The organism is Actinocatenispora thailandica (assembly GCF_016865425.1).
Classification (GTDB): Bacteria; Actinomycetota; Actinomycetes; order Mycobacteriales; family Micromonosporaceae; genus Actinocatenispora; species Actinocatenispora thailandica.
In genome coordinates this window covers 5,546,063-5,564,277 of record NZ_AP023355.1, presented here as the reverse complement: position 1 = coordinate 5,564,277, position 18,215 = coordinate 5,546,063, and the positions used below count along the sequence as shown (strand labels likewise).

18 protein-coding genes are annotated in these 18,215 nt (G+C 71.0%); 10 read left to right on the top strand and 8 right to left on the bottom strand.

The features are described 5' to 3' along the window. Positions 1-77: 77 nt before the first annotated feature. From Athai_RS24735 to Athai_RS24725, 3 genes are all read left to right on the top strand, one after another. A complete protein-coding gene (locus Athai_RS24735; protein ID WP_203963715.1) occupies positions 78-275 on the top strand; it encodes a DUF397 domain-containing protein in 198 nt (65 codons plus the stop codon). A 231-nt stretch (positions 276-506) separates the two neighbouring features. Beyond that, positions 507-1,625, top strand: a complete 1,119-nt coding sequence (locus tag Athai_RS24730; protein ID WP_338028159.1) for a helix-turn-helix domain-containing protein — start codon at positions 507-509, stop codon at positions 1,623-1,625. Beyond that, on the top strand, positions 1,622-2,053 hold the full coding sequence (locus tag Athai_RS24725; protein WP_203963713.1) for a PIN domain-containing protein: 432 nt from the start codon (positions 1,622-1,624) through the stop codon (positions 2,051-2,053). The genes Athai_RS24730 and Athai_RS24725 overlap by 4 nt, the downstream gene beginning before the upstream one ends. A 134-nt stretch (positions 2,054-2,187) precedes the next feature. On the opposite strand, the gene Athai_RS24720 is transcribed toward Athai_RS24725, so the two are convergent. Next, entirely contained in the window at positions 2,188-2,445 is a 258-nt protein-coding gene (locus Athai_RS24720) for a hypothetical protein (protein ID WP_203963712.1), read from the bottom strand. A 78-nt stretch (positions 2,446-2,523) separates the two neighbouring features. On the opposite strand from Athai_RS24720, the gene Athai_RS24715 reads away from it, so the two are divergent. Further along, positions 2,524-3,093, top strand: a complete 570-nt coding sequence (locus tag Athai_RS24715) for a GNAT family N-acetyltransferase (protein ID WP_203963711.1) — start codon at positions 2,524-2,526, stop codon at positions 3,091-3,093. Positions 3,094-3,289: 196 nt separating this feature from the next. On the opposite strand, the gene Athai_RS24710 is transcribed toward Athai_RS24715, so the two are convergent. After that, entirely contained in the window at positions 3,290-4,552 is a 1,263-nt protein-coding gene (locus Athai_RS24710; RefSeq protein WP_203963710.1) for a hypothetical protein, read from the bottom strand. A gap of 147 nt (positions 4,553-4,699) precedes the next feature. Here Athai_RS24710 and Athai_RS24705 point away from each other — a divergent pair, with 147 nt between their 5' ends. Then, positions 4,700-5,032 (top strand): YnfA family protein, encoded by a 333-nt coding sequence (locus Athai_RS24705; RefSeq protein WP_203963709.1) that lies wholly within the window; start codon positions 4,700-4,702, stop codon positions 5,030-5,032. Positions 5,033-5,510: 478 nt separating this feature from the next. On the opposite strand, the gene Athai_RS24700 is transcribed toward Athai_RS24705, so the two are convergent. Beyond that, positions 5,511-6,293: a class I SAM-dependent methyltransferase gene (locus Athai_RS24700; RefSeq protein ID WP_203963708.1), complete on the bottom strand. Its 783-nt coding sequence runs from the start codon at positions 6,291-6,293 to the stop codon at positions 5,511-5,513. Positions 6,294-6,661: 368 nt separating this feature from the next. On the opposite strand from Athai_RS24700, the gene Athai_RS24695 reads away from it, so the two are divergent. After that, positions 6,662-8,677 carry an NPCBM/NEW2 domain-containing protein gene (locus Athai_RS24695; protein ID WP_203963707.1) on the top strand — a complete coding sequence of 672 codons (2,016 nt, stop codon included), beginning with the start codon at positions 6,662-6,664 and terminating at the stop codon, positions 8,675-8,677. A gap of 111 nt (positions 8,678-8,788) precedes the next feature. Here Athai_RS24695 and Athai_RS24690 read toward each other — a convergent pair whose 3' ends face one another. Both Athai_RS24690 and Athai_RS24685 read right to left on the bottom strand, forming a co-directional pair. Beyond that, positions 8,789-9,178: a PPOX class F420-dependent oxidoreductase gene (locus Athai_RS24690; RefSeq protein ID WP_203963706.1), complete on the bottom strand. Its 390-nt coding sequence runs from the start codon at positions 9,176-9,178 to the stop codon at positions 8,789-8,791. A 93-nt stretch (positions 9,179-9,271) separates the two neighbouring features. Continuing rightward, a complete protein-coding gene (locus tag Athai_RS24685) occupies positions 9,272-9,874 on the bottom strand; it encodes a Maf family protein (protein ID WP_203963705.1) in 603 nt (200 codons plus the stop codon). A 203-nt stretch (positions 9,875-10,077) separates the two neighbouring features. Between Athai_RS24685 and Athai_RS24680 the strand changes: the two genes are divergently transcribed. Together Athai_RS24680 and Athai_RS24675 are read left to right on the top strand one after the other, a co-directional pair. Next, positions 10,078-11,214: a DUF2254 family protein gene (locus tag Athai_RS24680; protein WP_203963704.1), complete on the top strand. Its 1,137-nt coding sequence runs from the start codon at positions 10,078-10,080 to the stop codon at positions 11,212-11,214. A 221-nt stretch (positions 11,215-11,435) separates the two neighbouring features. After that, positions 11,436-12,128, top strand: coding sequence for a hypothetical protein (locus tag Athai_RS24675; RefSeq protein WP_203963703.1), 693 nt, complete (start codon positions 11,436-11,438; stop codon positions 12,126-12,128). Positions 12,129-12,246: 118 nt separating this feature from the next. Here Athai_RS24675 and Athai_RS24670 read toward each other — a convergent pair whose 3' ends face one another. From Athai_RS24670 to Athai_RS24660, 3 genes are all read right to left on the bottom strand, one after another. Beyond that, on the bottom strand, positions 12,247-14,079 hold the full coding sequence (locus tag Athai_RS24670) for an alkyl/aryl-sulfatase (RefSeq protein WP_203963702.1): 1,833 nt from the start codon (positions 14,077-14,079) through the stop codon (positions 12,247-12,249). A gap of 98 nt (positions 14,080-14,177) precedes the next feature. Continuing rightward, on the bottom strand, positions 14,178-14,852 hold the full coding sequence (locus Athai_RS24665) for a hypothetical protein (protein WP_203963701.1): 675 nt from the start codon (positions 14,850-14,852) through the stop codon (positions 14,178-14,180). A 93-nt stretch (positions 14,853-14,945) separates the two neighbouring features. Beyond that, positions 14,946-16,208 (bottom strand): hypothetical protein, encoded by a 1,263-nt coding sequence (locus Athai_RS24660; RefSeq protein ID WP_203963700.1) that lies wholly within the window; start codon positions 16,206-16,208, stop codon positions 14,946-14,948. Between the two features lie 213 nt (positions 16,209-16,421). Here Athai_RS24660 and Athai_RS24655 point away from each other — a divergent pair, with 213 nt between their 5' ends. Together Athai_RS24655 and Athai_RS24650 are read left to right on the top strand one after the other, a co-directional pair. Then, entirely contained in the window at positions 16,422-17,660 is a 1,239-nt protein-coding gene (locus Athai_RS24655) for a hypothetical protein (protein ID WP_203963699.1), read from the top strand. Positions 17,661-17,773: 113 nt separating this feature from the next. Continuing rightward, positions 17,774-18,199: a DUF6325 family protein gene (locus Athai_RS24650; protein WP_203963698.1), complete on the top strand. Its 426-nt coding sequence runs from the start codon at positions 17,774-17,776 to the stop codon at positions 18,197-18,199. Positions 18,200-18,215: the final 16 nt, after the last annotated feature.

Sequence of the window (18,215 nt, the reverse complement as noted above, 5' to 3'; positions counted from 1 at the left end):
GGGCCGCGCACCCTTTTATGGCCCGTATGTCCGGTCTAGGCTCGGCGTGGATCCGGGTGCCAGGAAGGAGCCGCGGAATGTTCTTTGCAGAGCTGGCGCAGGCACGGTGGCGCAAATCCAGCCGATCTGGCGGCAACGGCGGTCAGTGCGTTGAAGTGGCGAGCAATCTCCCCGGCGTCGTCGCCATCCGTGACAGTAAGGATCCGAGCGGCCCCGTGCTGGTCGTCGAGACGCCTGCTTTTCGGGCTTTCGCGGCGACGGTGAAGTCGCTGTAGCTGCATGCCGAACGACCCCCGAGCGCCGCTCGGGGTCGTTTCGTGTGGTCGGCGGGGGATGGGTGGGTCGCTGGCGGGTGGGCGGGCCACCTCGTGCTGCGCGTCGGCCTCGATGACGAAGCGGAACTCGCGCGCGTTGGGGTGCCAGATCTCCTCGGCCGGGCCCATCAGCGCACCGCGCCGATGGCCAGGGGGTAGGCGACCGACGGAGATTGTTCTAATATCGCACAGGTGGATGTGACTGGGCTCGGGGCTCGGCTCGCGTCGGCCAGGCGGCAAGCCGGCATGACGCAGGCCCAGCTTGCGACGATCGCTCACCTCGATCGTTCGGCGTTGGCCAAGATCGAGTCGGGCACTCGGCAGGTCTCGGCGTTGGAGTTGGCTCGGCTGGCAACGGCACTGGACGCGCGAATCGAGTGGTTCGTCGGGGACGAGCCGGCACCCTTGCTCTCCCGGCGCAACATGGCCGAGCCCGGGGCGCCAAGCCCGGCGGTGGATGCGACGGTCGAGCGCATCAGCCGCGGCGTGTTGTTCGTTCGAGAACACGATCCCCGCTTGTCGGCATCGGCGATCGAACCGAAGCCGTTTCCGACGACGTTGGCCGAGTGCGAGGCGCTGGCCGTGACGGTGCGAGACGAACTGGGTGTCGGCGCGGACGCGCCCTTGGACCGGTTGGCTGAACGAGGCGAGCGGCTTGGGCTGCTGACGTTCAGTTTGGATCTCGGCGGGTCCGCGAACGCAGCCGATGCAGCCACGATGCTGCTTGACACGGGCGGTGTGGCACTCATCAACGGGCAGCTCAAGGTCGGCCGGCGGCGGTTGGCCCTGGCGCACGAGATTGGCCATTTCCTGGTCGCGGACGATTACACGGTCGACTGGCGCATAGCGGCGGAGCAGAACGCCGAGCGACGTGAGCAACGGCTCGATCGATTCGCTCGCGCCCTGTTGCTTCCGGCCGGCGCCGTGCGTCAGCAGTGGGACGCCCTTCTCCGGGGACCGGAAGGAAGCCTGCGTACCGCAGCGGTCAAGCTTGCCAGCTCGTACCGGGTGGACATGTCGACGCTGGCGCGCCGGTTGCAGGAACTCAACATCGTCGATGGCAAGGCGGCCGGAATCGTGCGTGAGGTTCGGACGAAGAAGGCCGACATCGTCGACTTCGATCTTGTGGTCAGTCATGAACTGGCACCGCCGGAGTTGCCGGACAGCTACATCCGTGCCGTGCTCGGTCTGTACCGCAAGGAAACGATCAGCGCGCCGCGGGCACTGGATCTTCTTCTCGACACCTGGCCCGTTTCGGAACTTCCCGATCTGCCGGAGCGTGCCGAACAAGCGATCTGGCAGTACCTATGACGACATCGGTCGCCGACGAGCTCGTCTTCGACACCGGTCCGCTCTCCCACTTCGCCAGACAGGGATGGCTCGGCGCGCTTCGTTTCGTGCTGGACGGTCGAACGGCCGTCACCCCGGACACCGTGATCGCCGAGCTGCAGAGCGGACTGCGTGCGCACCCGTACCTGCAGCTGGTGCTGGATGCTTCGTGGATTGTCCAGCGTCCCCTGACCAGTGCCGCGGAGATCGGAGAATTCGCTCACTTCTCCGCCCTTCTGGTGGCGCGCGGGCGCAATGTGGGCGAGGCCGGAGCCCTCGCCTACGCCAAAGTCCACAATAGAACCGTCGTTCTCGACGACGGTGCGGCCCGTAAAGCGGCGCAGGCTGCCGGGATCAAGTGTCGCGGTACGTTGAGTCTGCGTGCGAGGCCGTCCGAAAGGGCCAACTGACCATGACGATGGTCTCTGCGCTGGTCGACGATCTTATCGAGGGCGAGTACCGCCTGCCGCTTCCTCCTGGCGGCTTCGAGAAGTGGGCACGCGACAACGGGCAGATCTGACCACCAGGCGGATGTGGAGGCGTTTCACCTGTGCGGGTCGATCAGCGCGCGGTCAGCGGGGATGGGTGGGTCGCCGGCGGGTGGGCGGGCCACCTCGTGCTGCGCGTCGGCCTCGATGACGAAGCGGAACTCGCGCGCGTTGGGGTGCCAGATCTCCTCGGCCGGGCCCATCAGCGCGCCGCCGATGCCCCGGCGGCGGGCCCACCCGGCGAGCCGCATCAGCACCCAGGCGGCGCCGCCGGCCACCACCGCCAACACCGCGAATCCGATCAGGTCCCGCATCGGCCGAGCCTAACCCGGGCCGGTACCGGGGTCGAGGACGCGGCGACCGTCGTCGGTGGGTCGTGACATCGTGGCGGCATGAGCATCGAGGTTCGTCCCGCGTCGGTCTTCCCCGACGTGCGTGCCGTGATCGGGCCGAAGTCACCGGCGGCCACCGTGTGCTGGTGCCTGAGCCACCGGGTCCCGGCCAAGCTCGACCACGAGCTGCGCGGGCCGGAGCGCGGTGCGTACGTCGAGGAGCTGTGCCGGGCCGATCCCGCACCCGGCGTGCTCGCCTACGACGGGGACGAGCCGGTCGGCTGGGCCGCGGTGGCGCCGCGGGCGAACACGTCCTACGCGCGTAGTCGCAGCATTCCGCGCCTCGACGACCTGCCGGTGTGGTCGCTGTGGTGCATCCGGATCCGGCCGGGGCACCGGAAGCAGGGCATCTCGCACGCGCTGATCGCCGGTGCGGTCGAGTTCGCCCGGACGCACGGTGCGCCCGTGCTGGAGGCGTACCCGCTGGACAGCGGGACGGCCCGGGTCGACACCACGATGGCCTACGTCGGGTTCCGGAAGAACTTCGAGCGGGCCGGCTTCGTGCACGCCGCGGACACCACCTCGGTGCTCGCCGGCCAGCCCCGCATCCTGATGCGCCGCACCCTGTAGCCCGCACGCTGTAGCCCGCACCCCGTGGGCCGTGCCCTCCGCGGCCGTGCACCCGGTGCCCCGCACGCCGTGGACGACCGCACTTCGTTGCGCCGCCCTGCCACCCGCACGCCGTGTACCGCGCGCTTCGGGGACACAGCCCGGCCAATGGCTGGCCGTGGGCGGCGCCGGCGCGCCATCGTGCCGCGGCGACGGTTCAGTGCACCCCGCGCAGCGCCTTGACCTGCGTTTCGTCCATCGTGGCGTCGGCCTTGCCGTCCGTGCCGTAGGACTGGACGACGACGAACCGGCCGACCCGGCTCCAGCAGGTGGTGCCCTGCTGCCAGTGCTCGCCCCGGGCGCAGAGCCGCTCGTCACCCGCGCCGGCGCCGACCCGGTGCGGCGCCTGCTGGTACCGGTAGTCGGTCGACATCCCGGGCAGCTTCCCCAGTACCGCGTGCGCCGCCGCCCGGTCGGCATAGGCGTAGACGGTGTCCTTGCCGTAGAAGACCGTGTCGACGCCGCTGTCCGCGAACGGCTCGTCCAGCAGCGGCTGCACGTTCAGGCCGTCGCGCCGGCCGCTGACCTGCAGCTGCGACTGGTACCAGCCGCCGGAGCTGATGATCGGGACGCTCGCGGTGCCCGGCATCCACGTCGCCGGCACCGGCTGGCTCCGCACCGTCTCGATCGCCCGGACCGCCTTGCGGGCGATCGCCAGCAGGGCATCGGCCTGCTCACCGCCGTCGGCCGAGCTGGCGCACCCGTTCGTGATGGACAGCGCGACCCTCCCGTCCACCACGGCATCCACCGCCACCGAGATCGGCTTGCCCGCCTTCGGCCGGCACGGTGCCGAGAGCGACTTTCCCTGCCAGGCGGAGACGTGGCTGGCGCCGTCGATCGCCGGCGACGACACCCGCCGCAGCGACTCCCCGGACCGGTCGTCGCGCAGGGCGGCGAGCGCGTCGCTCGACCGCCCGTACTCGCCGACGTGGATGTCGTCGCTGCCCTCGGCGCCGCTGTCGGTGGTGCCGGTGCTGGCGCTGGCGCTGCTGGTGCTGGTGCTGGTGCTGGTGCCGTGCGGGTAGACCGACAGGCCGGCGAGGTAGGAGCCTCGCCGGTGCTGGGCCGGCGACTCGCCGCGGCGCTGATCGGGATCGAACGTGTACTCCTGGTCGACCTGCTGCTGGCCCAGCCCGGTGACGACGCTGCGCCAGGCGATCTCGTACTGCTGGGCCCGCAGCACGCTGCGGACCTGGGGGTCGGTGCTGCGTACCGGCCGGATCCGGGCGCCGTCGGCCCACGGTGCGGGGTTGACGGGCGGGTGCGAGGTGGGGCCGAACAACCCGGTGACCGCGCCGATGCCCACCACTGCCGCCACCAGGACCAGCACCGCAAGCCCGACGATCAGCACGATCAGGCTCCGGCGGATCCGACGCCGGCCCGGTGCCCTACCCGGTGCCCCGCCCGGTGCCATGGTCATCGCTGCCTCCCTGGGACGTCCGGGTCGAGTGTGCAAAGCCGGGGCCAGACCGGCGGGTGGTGAGCCGCGCCGACCGTACCGCGGGCCGGCAGCACCGCCGGTGCGGGTCCGGGGACCTGTACCGACCGCCGGCAGTACGGTCCGGGCATGACCGTCGTGCGCTCGTTGTTGCTGTTCGTGCTCGCCGCGCTCGCCGAGATCGGCGGGGCCTGGCTGGTGTGGCAGGGCTGGCGGGAGCACCGCGGCGTGCTGTGGATCGCCGGCGGCATCATCGCCCTCGGCTGTTACGGGTTCGTCGCCACGTTCCAGCCCGACCCGCACTTCGGCCGGATCCTCGCCGCGTACGGCGGGATCTTCGTGGCCGGCTCGCTGGCCTGGGGCATGCTCGTGGACAGGTTCCGGCCGGATCGTTGGGACCTGATCGGCGCCGGCATCTGCCTGGTCGGCGTCGCGGTCATCATGTACATGCCCCGCCGCTGACCGTCCGTCGCTGCGACGCGCGACGCGCGCGGGATTCCGGCTGGTGCGCTCAGGTGTCCAGAGCAAAGGTGCGCGTACACCGCCTGGTGGTGCGCTCAGGTGTCCAGAGCAAAGGTGCGCGTACACCGCCTGGTGGTGCGCTCAGGTGTCCAGAGCAAAGGTGCGCGTACACCGCCTGGTGGTGCGCTCAGGTGTCCAGAGCAAAGGTGCGCGTACACCGCCTGGTGGTGCGCTCAGGTGTCCAGAGCAAAGGTGCGCGTACACCGCCTGGTGGTGCGCTCAGGTGTCCAGAGCAAAGGTGCGCGTACACCGCCTGGTGGTGCGCTCAGGTGTCCAGAGCAAAGGTGCGCGTACACCGCCTGGTGGTGCGCTCAGGCGTCCAGAGCAAAGGCGCGCGAACACCACCTGTCCCCAGACGCGAGTACCCGGCCACTCGCGGGTGCGGGTGGCCGGGTACCGGATGGGTCGTGCCGGCCGATCAGGCCGGGTAGATCTTGCGGGACAGCCAGCGGCGGCCGCGCTTGATGTTGTTGCCGAGCTTGCCCGAGTCGGCGACCCGGGTGTACTCGACCATCTTCTGGCCGTTCGGGTGGCCCCACTCGCCGATGTAGCGGAACTTCCAGGCGCCGAACCCGGCGACCCACTGCAGGTCGGACCGGAAGTACCAGAAGACGTTCTGCTCGCTCAGCAGCGGCCGGCCGCCCTTGCGGATCGCGGTGATCTTGTCCAGCTTGGTGCCCGGCGGCTGCTCGAAGAACGTCACGTAGAACTTGCCGCCCGGCCGCATCACGCGCGAGACCCGGTTGAGGCACAGCCGCATGTGGTTGAGCGACACGTGGGTGAACACCGACTGGGCGATCGCGTAGTCGAACTTGACACCGAAGTTCGCGTCGAACCGGTCGTTGGCCCGCAGGTTCTCGGTGGGCAGCTTGGTGCGCTGCTCGTCGCTGAGCTCGACCTCGTACCCGGTCTCGATCAGCGACAGGTTGGCGTCGATGCCGTAGTAGTGCCCAGGCTCCAGCAGGTCGACGAAGTGGCGCCCGGCGCGGAACGCGCCGCAGCCGACGTCGAGGAACTTGTGTTCGGGCCGCAGGCCGCGCTCGGTGAGGAACTCCACCTGGTGCTGGCCGTGCCCGTCCCAGTGGCCACCGATGAACTTGCGGTGCACGCCGTTGGCGATCTGCTCCTCGGTGAACTTCTTCCCCGAATAGTCGGGTGTGATGGCCCGCTCGGTTTCGACGCGATGTTCGATCACGGTCATCGTGGGGGTCGGCCCTTCCTTTCGACGGTCCGTCCGGTGGCCCGCTCCGGTGCCGGCAAGGTGCCGGGATGTGGGAATGAGCCGACCGGACCGTGACAGTTTGTAGAACTTGTGCCGGATATTCGGCCCACCCTAGGTAACGACGGCGAGATGCGCCAGTGATTGCGTCGCGGCGGACCGGACTGTGCTGGCACAACACGTTCGGCGTCGATGCCTGGTTGCCGCCCGTTCAGATCTTGTGCCGTGTGGTTGTGTGTGTTTAAGTGCACATACCCAACGCCGCCACGGCGATAACCGCACATACCTCCACACGCTTGATCGTCGTCAGCGGCAGCGGATCCCAGCACAGGTACGCGAAAGGACGGCTCATGCGAAGACTCCTCGCGTTGGCAGCGGTCGCCGCGCTCGCGATCGGCGGCGCCACCGTCGTCGGCACCGTCGCCCACCCGACCGAGGCGAAGGCCCTGGACAACGGCCTCGCGCTCACCCCGCCGATGGGCTTCAACGACTGGAACTCGTTCGGCTGCAACGTCGACGAGCAGCTCATCAAGCAGACCGCCGACTTCTTCGTGTCGAGCGGCCTCAAGGACGCCGGCTACGAGTACGTCAACATCGACGACTGCTGGTCGGAGCGGCAGCGCAGCGCCGACGGGCACCTGGTACCCGACCCGGTCAAGTTCCCCGACGGGATCAAGGGCACCGCCGACTACGTCCACTCCAAGGGACTCAAGCTCGGCATCTACTCCAGCGCCGGCGACAAGACCTGCGCCGGCTACCCGGCCAGCTTCGGCCACGAGACCACCGACGCCAACGACTTCGCCGCCTGGGGTGTCGACTACCTCAAGTACGACAACTGCGGCAGCCGCGACACCCCGGAAACCGAGGCCGGCTACATCGACCGGTACTCCCGGATGCGCGACGCCCTCGCCGCCACCGGCCGGCCGATGGTCTACTCGCTGTGCGAGTGGGGCAACTTCGACCCGGCGAACTGGGCCGGCGACGTCGGCAACCTGTGGCGCACCACCGGTGACATCAGCGACCACTGGTCCAGCCTGAAGAGCATCATCCGCAAGAACATGGGCCTGTACGCGGCGGCCAAGCCCGGCGCCTGGAACGACCCGGACATGCTCGAAGTCGGCAACGGCGGGATGACCGACACCGAGTACCGCACCCACTTCGGCCTCTGGTCGATGATGGCCTCGCCGCTGCTGATCGGCAGCGACCTGCGCAAGGCGACCCCGGCCACGATGGAGATCCTCAGCAACTCCGAGGTCATCGCGCTCGACCAGGACTCGCTGGGCAAGCAGGCCAAGCCGATCGCGGACAGCAACGGGCACGTGGTGTTCGCCAAGCCCCTCGCCAACGGCGACGTCGCGGTCGCGCTGTACAACGAGTCCGACAGTGCGGCGACCATCTCCACCACGGCCGACGCGGCCGGGCTGCCGCACGCCGCCGCGTACTCGCTGCGCGACGTCTGGCAGCACAGCAACACCGAGACCGCCGGCACCATCAGCGCCTCGGTACCCGCGCACGGCACCGCCATCTACCGGGTCTCGGTGGACCACCGGTGGAACTCGTACCCGCCGAGCACGTCGGCCGGGGTGGACGCCGGTACCGTCTACGCCGGTGCGCCCGCGGCGATCCTGACCCCGGGCAAGGCCAACGAGGTGACCACCACGGTCGCCAACAACGGCCGGGTCCCGGTGCACGCGGTCCAGGCCGGCCTGACCGGCCCGGACGGCTGGCAGCTCAAGGCCACGTCGGGCACCGAGGCGCCGGCGCTGCCGACCGGCAAGTCGCTGACCACGACCTGGCAGGTCACCCCGCCGGCGAACGTCGCGGCCGGTACCTACTCGCTCAAGCTGCACGGTACGTACCAGTGGAATGGACACGGCTACACCGCGGACGGTGGCACCTCGGTGCTGGTCGCGGTCGGGCCCACTGCCGGCACGCACTACCTCAGCGACCTGGACTGGCTGTCCGCCGACAACGACTGGGGTCCGGTGGAACGCGACTCCAGCAACGGCGAGACCGGCGCCGGTGACGGGCACACCATCACCATCAACGGCGTCACCTACGCCAAGGGGCTCGGCACCAACGCGCCCGCGACCATCACGTACTTCCTCGGCGGTACCTGCACGGCGTTGCACACCGACGTCGGTATCGACGACGAGAAGGACGGCAGCGTCGCGAACGCGTCGTTCGAGATCTGGGTGGACGGCAGCAAGGTCGCCGACTCGGGCCCGATGACCGCCGACGACGCGGCCCGGACCCTGACCGCCGACCTGACCGGTGCGCACGTGGTGCAACTGGTCGCGAACGACCAGGGCGACGCCAACTCCGATCACACCGACTGGGCCGGCGCCGCGATCACCTGCTCCTGACCGCTACCGCACCGTCCGCCGACCCACCGCTGCACCGTTGATCATGGGGTTATCCACTCGGCAAGCGCTTGCCGCCCGAGATAACCCCATGATCAACTTCTGCCGGCGGGGTCAGACCGTGCGGCTGGACCGGGCGCCGTCCAGACCCCACGAGATGATCCGGCGCGGCGTGATCGTGATGATCTCCCGGGAGAAGTACGGCAGCGGCGGCTCCTGATCGGTCAGCGCCACCGCCGAACCCCGAACCTCGATGCCGCGCGGCACCCACGGATCCACCGACGCGAGATCGTCCACCACGAACGACACCGTGCTGCCGCGCTGCACGTTCCGGAACTTCTTGGAGGCGCCCAGCGCGTGCCCACCGATCGTGATCGTGCCCGCGCCGGCATCCACGAAGAACCCCACCGGATTGTTCTGTACCTGCCCGTCCGGAGCCACCGTGGCCAGCCGCCCGAGGCGCTGGGTGCCCAGGTAGTCCAGCTCTGCTGGGGTGAAGACCATGCGAACCAGTCTGCCCGCCTGACACCGCTGTCGGTCGACCGAGCCGGAATCAGGTCGACCGAGCGGGAATCAGGTCCACCGGACGGTCGGGACTCAGGTCCACAGGGCGGTGACGGGGATGTCCAGATCGGCCAGCAGGGTACGCAGCAGAGGCAGGGAGACGCCGACCACGGTGCCCGGATCGCCGTCCACGCCGGACACGAACGGGCCGCCCCGGCCGTCGATGGTGAAGGCGCCGGCCACCGCCAGCGGCTCCCCGGTCGCCACGTACGCCTCGATCTCGGCGTCGCTGACCTCGGCGAACCGCACGGTGGTGGCCGCGACGGCGCCGACCGCGGCGTCGTTGCGGGTGTCGATCAGCCAGTGCCCGGTGTGCAGCACGCCGCTGTGCCCGCGCATCCGCCGCCAGCGCGCGACCGCGTCGGCCGGGCCGCTCGGCTTGCCCCACGTCTCCTGCTCGAACTCCAGCACCGAATCGCAGCCGAGCACCACCGCGCCGGCCGCGGTGTCGCGGGCCGCGACCGCCTCGCACTTGTGCCGGGCCAGGATGCCGGCGAGCGCCGCGGTGTCGGCCGCCCGGACCGCCGACTCGTCCACGCCGCTGACGATCACCTCGGGGTCGAACCCGGCGGCGCGCAGCGACGCCAGCCGGGCCGGGCTCTGCGACGCGAGCACGAACCGCACCTGATCAGCCATGCCGCCTGTCTACCCGACGCCGGGGCCGGCGGCCGGCCCGGGGTCGGCGGATTTCGGTGTTTCCCGCGGGCACTCGGGCGAATCGCCCTAGGATCGGCCACATCGAGCACGACGGATCCACGGAGGGCGACGTCGTGGGATCGTCACCGTCCAGGCGGGTCCGTCGGCGTTCGGCGCCGGTACCGCGCGGCCGGGCGCCCTGGGTGCTGAGCCGGCGTCGTCGACGGCTGCGAGCCAGCGCGGTCGGGCTGCCGTACGCGGTGGCCGGCGTCATCCTCGGCGTGCTGCTCCCGACCATCCACAGCGGACCGACGGTGAACGCCGACAAGGTGACCGGCATCCTGCAGGCGATGGCCGCTGGACTCGTCGCGCTGACCGGGCTGGTCTTCTCGCTGCTGTCGGTCGTGGTCCGGCACGTCAGTACCAACCTGTCGCCGCGGCTGATGCTGTTCCGCGACCACCCGCTGGTCTGGCACGCGCTGGGGCTGTTCGTCGGGGTGCTCCTGTTCTCCGTCAGTGCCTCGCTGCAGGTCAGTCACGATCGCCGGATGTCGCTGGTGGTCCCGGTCGTGGCGGTGCTGCTCGTGCTCTGCTGCATGGCCGTCGGCGGGCAGCTGCAGTTGCGGGCGCTGTCGGCGGTGCAGTTCGAGTCGGTCCTGCAGCGTGTCACCGGGGAGGGCCTGCAACTGCTCGCCCGGCTGTACCCGGCGAGCTACGACGCGGCGCCCGCCCCCGCCCCGCTGCCGCCGGTGTCGCGCGCGGTGAGCTGGCCCTACCGGTACGCGCTGCTGCAGCAGGTCGACCTGCCGGCGTTGAGCGCGCTCGCCGAGGACCACGGCTGCACGATCGTGCTGGGCTACCGGCCCGGTGTCACGATCCCGTTTCGCGGTACCGCGCTGCGGGTGCACGGCCCCGATCCGGGCGTGCCGGACGCGGAACTGCTGGGCGCCCTCGACGTCGGCGTGGACCGTACCTTCGACCAGGATCCGCTGCTGGCCTTCCGGCTGCTCAACGACATCGCGCTGCGGGCGCTGTCGACCGCCGTCAACGACCCGTACACGGCGGTCCGGGCCGTCGACGGGATGGCCGACCTGCTGCGCGCCGTCGCCGACCGGGACCTGGACATCGGTACGGTGCGAGACGACCGGGGCCGCCCGCTGGTGGTGGCCCCGCTGCCCGGCTGGCCGCGGTTCGTGGCCGCGGCGACCGAGATCCTGCCGTACCTGACGGCGGCGCCGATGGTGCGAGCCCGGGTGCTGCGGATGCTCGACGAGACCGCGGCGGCCGTACCGCCGGACCGCCGCGCCGAGCTGACCGCCGCAGCGGGCTCGCTCCGGTGAACGGGCGCGACCCACCGGACACGGCCCGGCCTCGGGCCGGCGGTCGGGACGGGCCCGGCGCCGGCCACCGGCCGGCGCTCGGGGCGAGCGGCGCCGCGTGACTCTCCGCAGCTCCGCTCGGTAGTTCACGGGGGTTCCCGTAGTTCACGGGGGTGCAAAGCAGCCGCCGCATCGGCGGCTGCCGTTCATACGACTGATGGGGGGAAAGAATGAAGGCGACCATGGCGTCCCGATGGGCGACGGTGATGGTGGCGGCAGCGGTGGTCGGTGCCGGGCTCGGCGCGCCGGGCGCGGCGCTCGCCGCACCGGGCGACAACGGCGACGTGAAGATCCACAACTCGGGTACTCCGGTCGACGACCCGAGCAACGAGCCGAAGGTCTGCGTCTTCTATCTGGACGCGTTCAACTTCGACGGGTTGCAGCAGGTCAGCTGGCACATCGACGAGCAGCCGCCGACCGGAACCAGCCAGGTCGGTCAGGGCACGATCACGCTCGACCCGGACGGCAACGGGCACACCCAGGACATGACGCTGCCGAACGGGCACTACAAGCTCGTCTGGAACTGGGAGGGCGAGAACGGCGCGGGCAAGTCCAAGGTGTTCACCGTCGAGTGCGCCAGCCCGTCGCCGTCGACCAGCCCGTCGGCGTCGACCAGCTCCTCGCCGTCGGCGAGTACCAGCCCGTCCGGTTCGGCGAGCGCCTCGACGTCGACCAGCCCGTCGACCCCGGCCAGCCCGTCCGGTTCGGCGAGCCCGACCTCGGCTGCGCCGGTGTCACCGCAGCCCAGCGGATCGGGCTCGGCCGGCCCGACGCTGCCGGTCACCGGCACCCCGCTGGGTGTGCTGGCCGCGATCGCCGGGGCACTCGTGGCCGGCGGCGTCGCCCTGCGGCTCCGGATGCGGCGCCGTAGCTGAGTGCTGCGGGCCGGCGGCCGGCCGCCTCCCGCGCGGGATGAGCGGCCGGCCGCCTCCCGCGCGGGATGAGCGGCCGGTCGCCGCACGCCGGGGCCGGACGGGCCCCGGCGTGCGGCGATCAGGGTTCCACGATGTTGAACTGCGGGTCGCCCGGATCGAGCAGGCCGAGGAGGGTCTGCAGCGCCTGACGATCGCCGTCCATGGTCAGGCCGGCCGCCGCCGCGGCGTCCAGGTCGCCGCTGGCCAGGCCGGCCAGCGCTGCCCGGGGCACGGTGAGGGTCAGGTCCACGTCGCCCTTGCCGTCCCGTACCCGGGTGAACACCCCGTTGTGCAGCACCGTCCGGAACCTCTCGCCGTGGTCCGGGAAGTGCCAGCCCAGCGCGAGCTCGGTGTCCCACGCGCGCGGCCCGTCGACCTGTACGGCGATCGAGTCGAAGAACATCTCCGGCGGCAACTGCGCGAGCATGTCCGGCGACGAGCTGGTGGTCGGGGTACCGAAGTTCTTCCCGCGCAGTTCCGTCGCGCCGGACAGGTAGAAGTTGCGCCAGATGCCGTTCTCGCAGCCGAACCCGAGCCGCTCCAGTACGTCGGCGAGCAGTGCCCGGCCCTCCTGGTGGTCGGGTTCGGCGAACACCACGTGGTCGAGCACCTGTGCCGCCCAGCGCAGGTCGCCCTCGTCGGCGGACTTCTTCGCCTTGGTCACCACCGCGTCGGCGCCGCCCATGAACTCGACGTAGCGGCGGGCCGACTCCTCCGGCGGGTGCGGCCAGAGCCGGGATGGCACCCCGTCGAACCAGCCCATGTACCGCTGGTAGATCGCCTTCACGTTGTGGCTGACCGAGCCGTAGTAGCCGTGCGTGTGCCAGACGTTCTGCAGCGCCGGCGGCAGCTCGATCCGTTCCGCGATCTCGATGCCGGTGTAGCCCTTGTTCAGCAGGCGCAGCGTCTGGTCGTGCAGGTACGCGTAGAGGTCGCGCTGCAGGCCCAGGAAGGTCCGGATCTTCTCGGTGCCCCAGGTGGGCCAGTGGTGCGAGGCGAAGGCCACGTCGGAGGAGTCGGCGAACAGCTCGATCGCCTCGGTCAGGTAGTTGGCCCAGGCGTGCGGGTCGCGCACCACGGCGCCGCGCAGCGTGAGCAGGTTGTGCAGGGTGTGGGTGGCGTTCTCGGCCATGCACAGGGCGCGCCGGTCCGGGAAGTGGAAGTGCATCTCGGCCGGCGCCTCGGTGTTCGGCGTCAGCTGGAACACGATCCGCACTCCGTCGACGGTCAGCTCCTGCCCGGTGTGGGTGATGTCGACGGTCGGTGGGATCAGGCTGACCTGGCCGGTGGAGGTGGTTTGTCCGAGGCCGGCGCCGACCGCGCCGTCCACGCCACGGGCCAGCGCCGCACCGAACATGTACCCGGAACGGCGGCCCATCGCGGTGCCGGCGTACATGTTCTCCGAGATCGCGTGCTCCACGAACCCGGCGGGGGCGATGACCGGCACCTGCCGGGCGTCGGCGTCCTCCTGGGACAGCACCCCCTTCACCCCGCCGAAGTGGTCGACGTGGCTGTGCGTGTAGATCACCCCGGTCACCGGCCGATCGCCACGGTGTTCGCGGTACAGCGCCAGCGCGGCGGCGGCGGTCTCCACCGAGATCAGCGGGTCGATCACGATGACGCCGGTGTCGCCCTCGACGAACGAGACGTTCGACAGGTCGAAGCCGCGCACCTGGTAGATCCCGTCGACGACCTCGAACAGGCCGTGCCGGGCCACCAGCCCGGACTGCCGCCAGAGACTGCCGTGCACCGAGTCCGGCCGCTCGCCGTCGAGGAACGCGTAGGAACCGGCGTCCCAGACGACCTGCCCCGCGTCGTTGGTGACCGTGGTGTCCTCCGCCGATCCGATGCGTCCCCGTTCCGCGTCGGCGAAATCGTCACGATCCTGGTAAGGGAATGTCGTCTGCGCCATGGCCGTCCCCCCGGTGAGCCGTTGCAGCCGTTCGTCGATAACGACACGCTATGCCGACGGGACGGAGTTCGTACCGGCAACGACGGCCGCGCCGGCGATCAGATCTGGATCGGGAACAGCGCCAACGTGACGATGCAGCCGATCAGCACGGTACCGGCCAGGATCGTGAAGAACAGCTGGAGGCGCCGCCCGTTCGCCTTGCTGGCCATGCCGGAGAAGAACAGTACGGTCGCCAGGGCCACGGCGGTCAGCACGTAGTTGTCGGACCGCTGGTTGGCGGATCGTGCCTTGGCGGCCAGTTTCCCGGCGCTGTCGACCAGCCGTTCGGAGCGGCGCTGCGCGGCCAGCCGGTACTGCGGCATGTCGAACGGCGTCGCCGGCGCGTCGGCATTGATCAGCGGGTGGGTCGCGAGCCAGGCGTTCACGGCCGGCCGGAACTCCGGCCGGAAACGTTCGAACAGGAACCCGGACACGGCCTGCTGGTTGGGCTTGTAGTTTCCCTTGGGGCGTACCGAGGGGTCGGCCACGATCTCCGCGTTCAACGCGTTGAGCCAGGCGGTGAACGAGACGACGTCGATCCCGCGTTGCTGGCCGGCCAGCGTCGCGGCCCGGCTCGCCTCGGCCCGGTCGGCGCCGGCCGAGGCGTAGGAGTTGGCCTGCACGCCACTCCACTTGGCGCTCTCGAACCCGGCCCAGGCGGTGCCGACCGCGGCCAGCGCCATGAACAGCGCCACCACCAGATCGAACCGGGTGTTCCGCGATTCTTCGGCCATGGTTCATCATGGTCCGGTCCGGACCGGCGACCGGGCGAAACCACGGATCCGGCCGGTCCATTGTGGACTCGGCCGGCTATCCGGTTGGTCGGCTCACGCGGCACCGGGCGCCGGGGTCGCCGCCGGCGGCGCCGCGGGCTCCGTCGCCCGGGCCAGGATCTCGACGACGAGGACGAGCACCAGCAGGCCGAGGCCGAACCCGATCGCGCTGCTCACCCCGGCGCCGGTCAGTACGAAGCCCAGCAGCGCCAGCACCAGCGCGGCGATGTCGATGGCGACGTGGTAGCGGCGCAGCACCCGGGGTACCGGCCCCAACGGCACGCCGGTACGGCCCAGCGCGGCGCCGGTGGCGTCCAGGCCGCGGCCGGTGAGGTGGCGCAGCCCGACCGCGGGCCGGGCCGGGCCGGCGAGCCAGCAGGCGATCGCGAGCAGCGCGCCCAGCACCGCGATCACCCGGTACGCCTGGTACGGGCGGGCGAGCACCTGGTCGAGGATGTGCGCGACCGCGTCCGGCGACTTGACCTGGGCCGGCAGGTTGTTCAGGTAGTAGGCGCGCAGCACGGCCATCGCCGCCAACACCAGCAACGCACCGACGGCGAGGAACACGCCGACCACGAGCAGGCCGCGACGGTGCGCCGGGGCCACCGCGACGCCGAGCGCGAGCAGTACCAGGCAGATCCACGGCAGCCAGGTCGCCACCGTGTTGAGCAGCGTCACGTAGTTGCGCAGCTTCGGCAGCTGGGCCGAGGAGAACAGCACGAACTCCACGTTCACCTTCGGGATCTTGCTGGCCAACCCGAACCCGCGGGCCTCCAGTCGCTGCTTGACCGTGGCGATGAGCGCACCGAGGTCGACCGACACGGTGGTGCCCTGGCTCTTGATCGCGGTGGAGCCGTGGCCGGTCAGTACCGCGTCGAGGTTCTTGTGTGCCGCCCGGATGGCCGCGTCCCACGCCTGCGCGAACGTGTCGCTGTGCACGATCGCGGTGATCTGCCGGGAGATGAACGACTCGGCGCCGTTCACCGCCGGGCCGACCAGCGAGTTCACCGCCGGCGGCGCGCCCTGCTTCTGCAGCCAGGCGGACGCGTCCCGGCCCAGCTTCTCCAGGTCGGCCCGCTGGGTCACCTCGGTGGTCAGCCGGCGCGCGATGGCGTCCTGAACCACCGGGTCGCGGGCCAGCGGGGCCATGGTGGTGACGAACCGGTCGGTGTTCAGCAGCTGGTTGCGGGCGAACACCGCGAGGACCGACACCATCGCCAGCAACGCGGCGACGGTCACCAGCGCGATCGCGCCGACCCACCGCCCGGTCCGGGTACCGCGCCCCATCGACCGCACCGGTCGTTCCCCGTCGCTCATGCCCGCACCCTCCCGCCGGGCGGGCGTGGCCGGCCGGCGACGCCCGAGCACCTGAAGACAGCATGAGCGTACGGTCCCGGATCGGTCGCTGATCGTGGTTTCGGGCAACCGGTGAGACGGACGATTCCGGCCCACCGCTGCGTGTCGCCGAGATCCGACCGGCCCAGATCGTTAACCTCTGCGAGTCCAAGCGACTACGGAGAGTTGACTTCGATGGCGATAGCGGCGGTCAAGGCATCCACGGCGATGATCGGCGCCGCCGTCGCGGCAGGTGCCCTGTTGCTCGCGACATCGGCCATCGGCGTGCTGCTGCCGGGCGCGCGCGGCACCGCCGCACCGCCGGCGACGCCGTACGCCAGCAGCACCTGGGCCGAACTGCAACTCGACCCGACCGTGTACACCTCCGGAGTGTCCGGAAACTTGGCCGAACTCGCCGTGCGCGGTGACGGCGAGCAGGCGTGGGACATCGCCACCGGGCCCGGTTCGAACATCTCGCCGCACGTCCCGTCCGCGACCGGGACCGCCGAGGTCAACACCACCACCGCCCCGGCGTCCGCCCGCGCCCGCGCGGACGGCGCGTACACCCAACTGCTCGTCCCGCAGCCGGCCGACCCGACGGGCCCGGCCCAGGTGATCAACCAGTACGGCACGCCCAACGGCGATCTCACCCGGATCCTGCACGTCTCGACCTGGCAGAACAGCGTCAACTGCACCTACCCGTACGCGCCGATCTTCCTGACCAGCGCGGTCGACGTCCAGGTGCTCGGCCGGTCGATCGACGTGACGCAGCAGCTGCAGACCGAGACCTTCGACCTGCCCGGCGACTTCGGCCCGGGTGCCTCCGGTGTCCGGCTCGCCGTCACCAGCCAGCAGCTCCAGGAGATCGACGGGCTGCTGGGCCACGCCGAACTGGACCTGTCGGCCACCGCGCAGCTGCTGGACGAGGAGGGCGCCCCGACCGGCGCCGCCGATCCGCTGTTCGACCTGGTCCTCGGCGACGTCCGGATGGACTGCTCCGCGGTGAGCCCGACACCCACCGCCACCGGTACCGAGACGATCTCGCCGTCCGTCTCGCCCAGCGAGTCGCCGTCGGAGTCGCCGAGTCCCTCGCCGACCAGCACCGGCGCACCGAGCGAGTCCCCGAGTGCCGCACCGACCGAGTCCCCGAGTGTTTCGCCGAGCGAGTCGCCGTCGGACACCCCCTCCGGGAACCCGTCCGGGAACCCTTCCGGCAGCGCCAGCCCCTCCGCGCCGCCCAGCACCTCGGCCAGCGCGAGTACGCCGGTGGCGCCGGGCGGCGGTTCCGGCGCGGCCGGTGGTTCAGCCGGTTCCGGCGGCCAGCCGAGCCTGCCGATCACCGGCACCAGCCTGGCCGCGCTGGCCGGTACCGGCCTCGCGATCATCGGCGTCGCGGTCGCGCTGCTGGTCCTGGCCCGCCGCCGCCGGACCTGACGACCCGTTCGCCAGGCCGAGCCAGGGCACCGGTCGCCGCGCCGGGTTGGGCCGTTCCGGCCGCGGGGAGTTCCGCCGCCGCATACGCTGCACACGGGGGAAGGAGACCACCGATGGGCCGTGGTCCGATGGAGTTCGTGGTCGTCGAGTTTCCGACCACCACGATCGATCAACAGCTCGCCGAGCAGCTCCGCGAGGTCGTCGCGGCCGGCCTGGTCCGGGTCGTCGACGCGATGGTGATCCGGCGCGACGAGGCCGGCACCGTCACCATCCAGGAGTTCGCCGACCTAGCACCCGAGGCGGCCCGGCCGTACGCGGACGTCGTCGGCACGATCGAGGGGCTGATCGCGGACGAGGACGCCGCGGACATCGCCACCCGGGTGCAGCCCGGCACCAGCGCGCTGGTGGTGCTGCTGGAGCACCTGTGGCTGACCGGGCTGGCCGGCGCGATGGCGGCGGCCGGCGGCCGGGTCGTGTTCACGGAGCGGATCCCCGCCCCGGTGGTGGACCAGGTCCTCGCCGAACGCGCCGCCAGCTGACAGCCGGAGGGGGACG

Bases quoted from the DNA above. Each gene is read 5' to 3' on its own strand.
- Athai_RS24665 (WP_203963701.1), bottom strand. From the start codon at position 14,852: ATGGCCGAAGAATCGCGGAACACCCGGTTCGATCTGGTGGTGGCGCTG.
- Athai_RS24660 (WP_203963700.1), bottom strand. From the start codon at position 16,208: ATGAGCGACGGGGAACGACCGGTGCGGTCGATGGGGCGCGGTACCCGG.
- Athai_RS24670 (WP_203963702.1), bottom strand. From the start codon at position 14,079: ATGGCGCAGACGACATTCCCTTACCAGGATCGTGACGATTTCGCCGAC.
- Athai_RS24725 (WP_203963713.1), top strand. From the start codon at position 1,622: ATGACGACATCGGTCGCCGACGAGCTCGTCTTCGACACCGGTCCGCTC.
- Athai_RS24705 (WP_203963709.1), top strand. From the start codon at position 4,700: ATGACCGTCGTGCGCTCGTTGTTGCTGTTCGTGCTCGCCGCGCTCGCC.
- Athai_RS24675 (WP_203963703.1), top strand. From the start codon at position 11,436: ATGGCGTCCCGATGGGCGACGGTGATGGTGGCGGCAGCGGTGGTCGGT.
- Athai_RS24710 (WP_203963710.1), bottom strand. From the start codon at position 4,552: ATGACCATGGCACCGGGCGGGGCACCGGGTAGGGCACCGGGCCGGCGT.
- Athai_RS24715 (WP_203963711.1), top strand. From the start codon at position 2,524: ATGAGCATCGAGGTTCGTCCCGCGTCGGTCTTCCCCGACGTGCGTGCC.
- Athai_RS24695 (WP_203963707.1), top strand. From the start codon at position 6,662: ATGCGAAGACTCCTCGCGTTGGCAGCGGTCGCCGCGCTCGCGATCGGC.
- Athai_RS24700 (WP_203963708.1), bottom strand. From the start codon at position 6,293: ATGACCGTGATCGAACATCGCGTCGAAACCGAGCGGGCCATCACACCC.
- Athai_RS24650 (WP_203963698.1), top strand. From the start codon at position 17,774: ATGGGCCGTGGTCCGATGGAGTTCGTGGTCGTCGAGTTTCCGACCACC.
- Athai_RS24685 (WP_203963705.1), bottom strand. From the start codon at position 9,874: ATGGCTGATCAGGTGCGGTTCGTGCTCGCGTCGCAGAGCCCGGCCCGG.
- Athai_RS24690 (WP_203963706.1), bottom strand. From the start codon at position 9,178: ATGGTCTTCACCCCAGCAGAGCTGGACTACCTGGGCACCCAGCGCCTC.
- Athai_RS24655 (WP_203963699.1), top strand. From the start codon at position 16,422: ATGGCGATAGCGGCGGTCAAGGCATCCACGGCGATGATCGGCGCCGCC.
- Athai_RS24735 (WP_203963715.1), top strand. From the start codon at position 78: ATGTTCTTTGCAGAGCTGGCGCAGGCACGGTGGCGCAAATCCAGCCGA.
- Athai_RS24720 (WP_203963712.1), bottom strand. From the start codon at position 2,445: ATGCGGGACCTGATCGGATTCGCGGTGTTGGCGGTGGTGGCCGGCGGC.